Source organism: Leptospira ognonensis (assembly GCF_004770745.1).
GTDB lineage: Bacteria > Spirochaetota > Leptospiria > Leptospirales > Leptospiraceae > Leptospira_A > Leptospira_A ognonensis.
This window is the reverse complement of record NZ_RQGD01000012.1, coordinates 1-1,096: the sequence shown is the minus strand read 5'-3', so window position 1 is coordinate 1,096 and position 1,096 is coordinate 1. Positions and strand designations below refer to the sequence as shown.

Sequence of the window (1,096 nt, the reverse complement as noted above, 5' to 3'; positions counted from 1 at the left end):
GCCCTCGCTCGGCCTAAAGGCACATTGTCCTCCGTCACGCTTCTTGCTCCGCAAGAAGTCGCGCCGACGCTAACGTCTCTGCGAGACTCAGCTACGGACAACGTCGTGTAGCCTAGTTCGTTATACGCAATTGCCTAAAATATAAAGAAAAATGGACTCAGAAATAAATAATTGTTTAAAAAAAATAGATTCGCTTTCAAAGAATCAAAAAGCAGCCTACTATGAATTAATGGGACATGAATTAACAATCATTATTAGATCAATTTGGTCTGATCAAGTGATAGATCCAGAAGAGAAGCTAGAAAGAATAAAGTGGATAAACGAGATTCAACACAGAATCATTTCAAAAATTTCTCATTTAAGAAGGGAAATTGATTGGGATGATTCAGATATTATGGAAATGATTCATTTTTATATCGAAAAAAAATCTGAAATTCGCCAAGAAGTCTACAATGCTATCCTAAGAAGTCTAAATGTAGCTCTCAATAAAGAAAAATAGAGTCATCGTATTTTAAAATATCTATTATTAAAGAATTTATGGATATATAATATCAATTAGTAAATTAACTTATTTACAATTTACAAAAGGAAATAGATTATGAACCACAATTTTCATTGCCCATCATGCCAGACTAAAGTCTCTTTTATTAGAATGATGTTCTATATTCCTCCTTTCACAATAAAATGTAAAAATTGCAAGGAACGAATGCAAGTTGCTAAAAGCCCCGTAGTCACTTTCGCTATCCTATATTCATATTTCGCAACTTCTTTTATGATTATATTCTACTTCTTCAATGAACGAATCAATTTTTTCGATATTGATAATAACAATTTATCTTTAATTGCTGGTATTTGTTTATGGCTTCTAATTACTGAACTACCAATTTACTATTCATATAAAAAGTACAATATTAAATTAATCAAAGAAATAAATTTCCTTACAAAAAGTTATAAATGGACATTGATTTTACAAATTTTATTACTTGGATTAGTATTATATCTTTCCTAATCAAAGGCAACTGCGTATAACTGCGGCTGACACGCTCCGCTCGGGACTTTCGCCCTCGCTCGGCCTAAAGGCACATTGTCCTCCGTC

At 32.7% G+C, this 1,096-nt stretch carries 1 protein-coding gene; it reads left to right on the top strand.

Annotated elements, in window-relative coordinates; translation table 11 throughout:
* Positions 1-151 precede the first annotated feature (151 nt).
* Positions 152-499 carry a hypothetical protein gene (locus tag EHQ58_RS03755; RefSeq protein WP_135622160.1) on the top strand — a complete coding sequence of 116 codons (348 nt, stop codon included), beginning with the start codon at positions 152-154 and terminating at the stop codon, positions 497-499.
* Positions 500-1,096 lie beyond the last annotated feature (597 nt).

Bases quoted from the DNA above. Each gene is read 5' to 3' on its own strand.
- EHQ58_RS03755 (WP_135622160.1), top strand. From the start codon at position 152: ATGGACTCAGAAATAAATAATTGTTTAAAAAAAATAGATTCGCTTTCA.